Here is a 7,334-nt window from a genome sequence, read left to right as displayed (position 1 = left end):
GCGTCGGTGCCGGGCGGCTGGCTCACCATCACCGTCCTGGTTCTCCTGGTCGCGGCGGCGGTCTTCGTTGCCGTCCGGGTGGCCCGTCGCACCATGCGCACCAACCGTGGCCGCCAGAGTGGACTGTTCGGGTCTGTCGAGATGAGCTCCGCGCAGCATCGTGCGGCAGCTGAACAGGCTGCAGTGCAACGAGATTGGGCATCGGCGATCAAGCATCGCGTTCGCGCCGTCGCCCGTCATCTCGAGGAAGCCGCCGTGCTCAATCCGGTCCCCGGCCGCACCGCGACCGAACTCGCGCGCGACGCAGGCCGAGCCATCCCCGGGTTGGCCGACGAATTGCGGCGTGCCGCAGTGGCATTCAACGACGTCACCTACGGTGAACTACCAGGTACCGAACTCGAGTACCGGATGATCGCCGACCTCGACGACCATCTTCTCGTCCACGCCGCGGGTGTCGCGCCAGACCAAGGTCCTTCGGCACCCGCCGACGGCTGGGTCGAGGTGCGATGACCAACACCGCGTCGGCCACCGGTTCCACCGTCGTGCAACGGTGGCAAGCCGCACGTTGGGTACTGCTGGCGCTGGTCGCCATCATCGGCGTCGCGGCCCTCTCCGCTTACCTCACCTCTCCGCGACATGGTGGCCGGATGGATCCCGAGGCCACGTCGTCCGACGGTGCGCACGCCATCGTCGCACTGCTCGAGGACCACGGCGTCGACGTGATTCCCGCCGACGACATCGCAGGAGTCGAGCGGTCCGCACGCCCGGATTCCCTACTGCTGGTGGCACCGACACCGTTCCTGATCGACGACGAAGGGCTGCAGCGGCTGAGGGGTCTGCCCGGTGACGTCCTGCTCGTCGAGCCCCTGTCGCGCACCAGGGAGTCACTGGCCCCGAAGATTCGCACCGCACCGCACACCAGCTTCGGCGGCGAGCCGAACTGCGACATGCGCGAAGCCACCCGCGCCGGCAGCGTTCAGCTGGACGTGAGCGACACCTACGAGCCGATCGCCGACGGCACGGCGTTGACCCGCTGCTACGGCGGCGCGCTGGTCCGATACACCGAGGGTGGTCGCACCATCACCGTCGTGGGCACCGCGGACTTCATGACGAATTCCGGTTTGCTGCAGGAAGGCAACGCCGCCCTGGCGATGAACTTGGCAGGCACCCGCCCGAGGGTGATCTGGTACACGCCCAAGCCCATCGACGGCCAGTCGGGTGGCTCCACGTCGATCATGGACCTCATCCCCGCCCGCGTCGGCTGGATCGTGTTGCAGTTGTGCCTGGTGGTCGCCTTCGTCGCACTATGGCGCGGCCGCCGAATCGGTCCGCTTGTCGCAGAAGACCTCCCGGTGGTGGTCCGCGCATCGGAGACCATCGAGGGTCGTGGCAGGCTGTACCGATCTCGGCGGGCTCGCGATCGCGCCGCATCGGCTCTGCGGACCGCCGTGCTGCAGCGGATGCTCCCCCGACTCGGTCTTGGCGCCCAGTCCGAACCGACCGCCGTGGTCGAGGCGCTCGCACGGCGGACCCGCTACCAACCGACGCTCATCGAGCGCGCCCTGTACGGGCCGCCCCCCTCCGACGACGCCGAACTCGTCAACCTCTCCCGGCTACTCGACGACATCGAAAGGCAGGTCGCCAACTCGTGAATGACCCAACGACTTCGGCAGCAGACCAGGACGGTGCGCGAAACGCGTTGCTGGCGTTGCGTTCCGAGATCGCCAAGGCCGTGATCGGGCAGGATGCCGTCGTGAGCGGTCTGGTGATCGCACTGCTGTGTCGCGGACACGTCCTGCTGGAAGGGGTGCCCGGCGTCGCCAAGACGTTGTTGGTACGAACCTTGTCCGCGGCACTGCAACTCGACTTCAAGCGCGTGCAGTTCACGCCGGATCTGATGCCCGGCGACGTCACGGGATCCCTGGTGTATGACGCCCGCACCGCGGAGTTCGAGTTTCGCGCCGGTCCGGTGTTCACCAATCTGCTTCTCGCCGACGAGATCAACAGAACGCCACCGAAGACGCAGGCCGCGCTGCTGGAGGCGATGGAGGAGCGTCAGGTCAGCGTGGACGGTGACGCCAGGCCACTCCCCGACCCCTTCATCGTCGCGGCCACTCAGAACCCGATCGAGTACGAGGGCACCTACCAACTGCCCGAAGCCCAACTCGACCGCTTCCTGCTGAAGCTCAACGTTCCGTTGCCGCCACGGGATCAGGAGATCGCGATCCTGTCGCGGCACGCTCGGGGCTTCGACCCTCGGGACCTGTCCGCCATCAAGCCGGTGGCCGGCCCTGCCGAACTGGCCGCCGGTCGCGAGGGCGTGCGCCAGGTTCTGGTTGCCGACGAGGTGATGGGCTACATCGTCGACATCGCCGGTGCGACAAGGCATTCACCGGCGCTCCAACTCGGCGTCTCACCACGTGGGGCAACGGCACTTCTCGCCACGGCAAGGTCGTGGGCCTGGCTGTCGGGTCGCAACTACGTGGCACCCGACGACGTCAAGGCGATGGCGCGGCCGACGCTGCGGCATCGGATCGCCCTGCGTCCCGAGGCGGAACTCGAGGGAGCCACCCCCGACGGCGTTTTGGACGGCATCCTGTCCTCGGTACCGGTACCGCGCTAGTGGTCCTCACCGGCCGGGTCGGGCTGGTCGCCCTGGTCTGCGTCCTGCCGATCGGCGTATCGCCTTGGCCTGCAGAGACCTTCGTGGTCTTGCTTGGCCTCCTTCTACTCGGGATCGCGGCCGACGTGGCGTTGGCGGCCAATACCAGACGGTTGCGCTTCAGCCGGCTTGGCGACGGGGCCGCGCGACTGGGTGAGCCCGTCGAGGCCGCACTCGTCGTCGAGAACCCCGGCCGCCGCGGGTTTCGCGGCTGGGTTCGCGATGCGTGGCCGCCGTCGGCCCGCGCGGAGCCGCGCACCCATCGGGTGAACATCGATGGCGGACAACGACTCCGCATCGAAACGACGCTGCGTCCCATCCGTCGCGGTGACCAGCGGTCGGCACTGGTCACCGCGCGGTCGGTGGGGCCGCTGGGACTTGCGGGCAGGCAGACGTCGCATCGGGTGCCGTCGCAAGTGCGGATCCTTCCACCGTTCCTGTCGCGCAAGCACCTACCGTCCCGGCTGGCCAAGCTGCGTGAGCTCGACGGGGCGATCCCCGTGCTGATCCGCGGCCAGGGCACCGAATTCGACTCGCTGCGCGAATACGTCGTCGGCGACGACGTACGGTCCATCGACTGGCGTGCCAGCGCGCGGCGGGCCGACGTCGTGGTTCGTACCTGGCGACCGGAGCGGGACCGTCGAGTGGTCATCGTCCTGGACACCGGCCGAACGTCGGCGGGCCGCGTCGGCATCGACCCCACGGCGGGTGACCCCAGCGGCTGGCCGCGCCTGGACTGGTCGATGGATGCCGCACTGCTGTTGGCGGCCTTGGCCTCCCGGGCCGGCGACCACGTCGACTTCGTGGCGCACGATCGCGTGCCGCGGGCCGGGGTCTACAACGCGACGCGCACCGAACTCCTGCCTCAGCTCGTCGAGGCGATGGCACCGCTGCAGCCCGCGTTGATCGAATCGAATGCCGCGGCGATGGTCGCGACGGTGCAGCGACGCATTCGGCGGCGGGCCTTGGTGGTGCTGTTGACCGACCTGAACCCCTCGGCTCTGGACGAGGGCCTGAAGGGGGTGCTGCCACTGCTGTCGGCCAAGCATCAGGTGGTGATCGCCGCGGTCAGCGACCCGCGGGTCGACCGCCTGGCGACTGGGCGTTCCGATGCCGCCGAGGTGTATGACGCCGCCGCGGCGGAGCGGGCCCGCAGCGACCGTGGCGCCATCGCGACGCGGTTGCGGCGCCACGGTGTCGACGTCGTCGATGCGTTGCCTGACGAGCTGGCACCCGCGCTGGCCGACCGCTATCTGGCGATGAAGGCCAGCGGCAAGCTGTAGCCAGCCCCGTCACCCCCGAATTCTCGCTAGCGATGGGTTGGGGCGCTGCGGGGCTAGCCCGTCGGGACCAGATCTGGCGCGTCGTCGACGTCGCCCGTCTCGCCGGCACGGACTGCCTTGCGGCCGAAGTGAATCACGTAGGCCAGGAAGCCGACCTCGGCAGCGACGCCGATCGCGATGCGCAGGAACGTGGGCAGCGGGGACGGCGTGACCAGCGCCTCGATCAAACCGGACACCAGCAGCACGACGACGAGTCCGGCGGCCACCGACACCACGGCACGACCGCGCTCGGCCAGCACCTGCCCCCGCGGCCGATCGCCCGGCGACACCACCGACCAGCCGAGCCGCATCCCGGCCGCCCCGGCGAGGAAGACCGCGGTCAGCTCGAGCAGCCCGTGCGGGGTGAGCAGACCGAGGAAGACATCGGCCTTGCCCGCATCGAACATCAGCCCACCGACCACGCCGAGGTTCGCGGCGTTGGAGAAAAGCACGTACGGGATCGGCAGCCCGAGCAGGATTGCGTACCCGATGCACTGCGCGGCCACCCACGCGTTGTTGGTCCACACGCGGAGGGCGAACGAGCCCGCCGGGTTGTCGCTGTAGTACGAGGCGAATTCGTGGTTGACCAGTTCCGCTATGTCGGAAGGGGTTCCAACCGTCGCCTGCACCTCGGGGTTGCCCGCAACCCAGACGCCCATCAGGATCGCGACGAAGAAGAACGCCACCGCCGATCCGAGCCACCACCGCCAGGTCTGGTAGGCCACGACGGGGAACGAGACGGTCCAGAAGCGGGTGAACTCGCGCCACAGCGGGGCGTGCGCACCGGTGACGGCCGCGCGCGCCGTCGCGACGAGCCCGGACAGTCTGCCGACCAACACCGAGTCACTCGACGCGCTGCGCACCATCGACAGGTGAGTCGACACCCGCTGGTACAGGTCGACCAGCTCGTCGACCTCCGCGCCGGTCAGCTTGCGGCGACGCTTGACCAAATACTCCAGCCGGTCCCACGCGGGGCGATGGGCCAGCACGAATGCGTCGACATCCACCCGCCGAATTCTAGTAGCGTCCTTCAGTATGGTGGCCCAGCCCGAGCCGATGGTCACGGGTGACGCCGTCGTCCTCGACGTTCAGATCGCGCAACTACCCGTTCGCGCCTTGGCCGCGTTGATCGACCTGACGGTGATCGGTGCCGCCTACGTCATCGGCGTCATGTTGTGGGCCATCGCCCTCGCCGACTTCGACGAAGCCCTCTCCGCGGCGGTGCTCGTCATCTTCACGGTCACGAGCATCGTCGGCTATCCGGTCGTCTTCGAGACCGCGACCAGGGGCCGGTCGCTGGGCAAGATGGCGTTCGGGCTGCGCGTCGTCTCCGACGATGGCGGTCCGGAACGCTTCCGCCAGGCCCTTTTTCGCGCGCTGTCCGGGTTCATCGAGATCTGGATGTTCGCCGGCGGACCCGCCGTCATCTGCAGCATGGTGTCGTCCAAGGGCAAACGGATCGGCGACGTGTTCGCGGGCACCATGGTGCTCAGCGAGCGCGGCCCGAAGATGCCGCCGCCCGTCCCCATGCCCCCGGCGTTGGCGTGGTGGGCGTCATCGCTGCAGCTGTCCGGGCTGCGCCCCGAGCAGGCGGAGTTGGCGCGTCAATTCCTTTCGCGGGCGAATCAGCTGGAGCCTGCCCTTCGCGATCAGATGGCGCACCGCATCTACGTGGAGGTCGTCGCTCAGGTTTCACCGCCACCCCCTGCGGGCGCGCCGCCGCCTCTGGTGTTGGCCGCCGTCCTGGCTGAACGTCACCGACGCGAACTCACCAGGCTGCGCCCGACCGCCCCACCGCCGCCGCCAGCCTGGCCGCCGCCACCCCCGGCGTCCGGGTACGCCAGGCCGCCAGAGCCGCCGCACTCCCTTCCGACCGCACCGCCTGGCGGTTTCACCCGCCCAGATTAGTGGGACACTACTGTCCCACTATGGGGTAGACGTGCTATATTGGAGCACATGACTGCGTCACTGTCGCCCATTGGTGGTCCGCGCTCGAGAACCCGCAAGGCGATTCTCGATGCCGCGATGACCGTCCTCGGCGACAACCCTGGCGCATCGCTTGGCGACATCGCCTCGGCGGCCGAAGTCGGCCGCAGCACCCTGCACCGGTACTTCGCGGAACGCTCGGACCTGCTGCGGGCCCTGGCGTTGCACGTCCACGGGCTGGCCAACGCAGCCATCGAGCACGCCGAGCCGGACTGCGGGCCGCCCGAGGAGGCGTTGCGTCGGGTGGTCGAGTGTCAGCTGGATCTGGGGCCCATCGTGCCGTTCGTCTTCAACGACCCGTCGATCAACGCCGATCCGGAGCTCGCGGCCGAACTCGACACCGGAGACGAAGTGATCGTCGAGGTGCTCAACCGCGTAGCCACTCAGGGCACGGCCGGACCTCCGGGTTGGCCTCGACTGGTGTTCTGGGCGCTGCTCGACGCCGGCTACGCAGCCGCGCGCCAGGGCACCCCCCGCGTCCAAGTCGTCGACGCCATCATGGCCAGCCTCACCCAGGGCACCATCAACCCGAATCAGGCTTGACGCCAAGGGTTCCCACCCCCACACAAGTTTCCAGTAGTTCTCAGGAGCAATCGAATGTCCGCCCAACTGGACGCCAACCCGACGTCCATCCCCACCCCGCGACGCGCGTGGATCGCGCTCGCGGTGCTCATGCTTCCGGTGTTGCTGATCGCGGTCGACAACACCGTGCTCGCCTTCGCGTTGCCCAGCATCGCCCAGGACTTCCGTCCAGCCGCGACCACTCAGCTGTGGATCGTGGACGTCTACTCCCTGGTGCTCGCCGCACTCTTGGTGACGATGGGCAGCCTCGGCGACCGGGTTGGCAGGCGTCGACTGCTGATGATCGGCGCGGGCGGCTTCGCGGTGGTGTCGGCGGCCGCGGCGTTCGCACCCAGCGCCGAATACCTGGTCGCGGCCCGCGCCCTGCTCGGCGTCTTCGGCGCGATGCTGATGCCGTCGACGCTTTCGCTGATTCGCAACATCTTCACCGACGCGTCCTCGCGCCGGCTCGCGATCGCGCTCTGGGCATCATGCTTCACCGCAGGTTCCGCGCTTGGCCCGATCGTCGGCGGTGCATTGCTGCAGCACTTCGGCTGGGGCGCCGTGTTCCTGGTCGCCGTGCCAATCCTGCTTCCGATTCTGGTGCTTGCGCCGCGGTTGGTGCCTGAGTCGCGGGACCCGAACCCGGGCCCGCTCGACCTGTTCAGCGTGCTGCTGACGTTGACCACGATGCTGCCCGTCGTCTGGGCCATCAAGTCGGCTGCGCACGACGGCTTGTCATCGTTGGTCGTCGGCGCGCTCGCCATCGGCGTTGGCTCTGGCGTCCTCTTCGTGCGGCGCCA

General features: G+C 68.7%; 8 protein-coding genes. 7 read left to right on the top strand and 1 reads right to left on the bottom strand.

What is annotated here, in order from left to right:
* The 4 genes from QOD90_RS04005 to QOD90_RS03990 form a co-directional block, all read left to right on the top strand.
* A partial coding sequence (locus QOD90_RS04005; protein WP_526346906.1) for a DUF4129 domain-containing protein occupies window positions 1-510 on the top strand: 510 nt, incomplete at its 5' end.
* Complete coding sequence (locus tag QOD90_RS04000; protein ID WP_526346904.1) at window positions 507-1,652, top strand: DUF4350 domain-containing protein; 1,146 nt, start codon at window positions 507-509, stop codon at window positions 1,650-1,652. The genes QOD90_RS04005 and QOD90_RS04000, both read left to right, overlap by 4 nt.
* On the top strand, window positions 1,649-2,623 hold the full coding sequence (locus QOD90_RS03995; protein ID WP_526346902.1) for an AAA family ATPase: 975 nt from the start codon (window positions 1,649-1,651) through the stop codon (window positions 2,621-2,623). The genes QOD90_RS04000 and QOD90_RS03995 overlap by 4 nt, the downstream gene beginning before the upstream one ends.
* On the top strand, window positions 2,623-3,945 hold the full coding sequence (locus QOD90_RS03990; RefSeq protein WP_526346900.1) for a DUF58 domain-containing protein: 1,323 nt from the start codon (window positions 2,623-2,625) through the stop codon (window positions 3,943-3,945). Before QOD90_RS03995 ends, QOD90_RS03990 begins: the two co-directional genes overlap by 1 nt.
* A 53-nt stretch (window positions 3,946-3,998) precedes the next feature.
* Here the strand turns inward: QOD90_RS03990 and QOD90_RS03985 are convergent, their stop codons facing one another.
* Window positions 3,999-4,991 carry a stage II sporulation protein M gene (locus QOD90_RS03985; RefSeq protein ID WP_526346898.1) on the bottom strand — a complete coding sequence of 331 codons (993 nt, stop codon included), beginning with the start codon at window positions 4,989-4,991 and terminating at the stop codon, window positions 3,999-4,001.
* 28 nt (window positions 4,992-5,019) lie between these two features.
* Here QOD90_RS03985 and QOD90_RS03980 point away from each other — a divergent pair, with 28 nt between their 5' ends.
* The 3 genes from QOD90_RS03980 to QOD90_RS03970 all read left to right on the top strand — a co-directional run.
* Window positions 5,020-5,892 (top strand): RDD family protein, encoded by an 873-nt coding sequence (locus tag QOD90_RS03980; RefSeq protein WP_526346896.1) that lies wholly within the window; start codon window positions 5,020-5,022, stop codon window positions 5,890-5,892.
* Window positions 5,893-5,940: 48 nt separating this feature from the next.
* Window positions 5,941-6,513 carry a TetR/AcrR family transcriptional regulator gene (locus QOD90_RS03975; RefSeq protein WP_526346894.1) on the top strand — a complete coding sequence of 191 codons (573 nt, stop codon included), beginning with the start codon at window positions 5,941-5,943 and terminating at the stop codon, window positions 6,511-6,513.
* Window positions 6,514-6,567: 54 nt separating this feature from the next.
* Window positions 6,568-7,334: MFS transporter (locus QOD90_RS03970; RefSeq protein WP_526346892.1), on the top strand; the 767-nt coding region annotated here is incomplete at its 3' end.

Source organism: Mycobacterium sp. (assembly GCF_032161845.1).
In the GTDB taxonomy this organism is placed as follows: Bacteria; Actinomycetota; Actinomycetes; order Mycobacteriales; family Mycobacteriaceae; genus Mycobacterium.
Note: the sequence above shows the minus strand (reverse complement) of the source record. Positions and strands in the feature narration are given on the sequence as shown.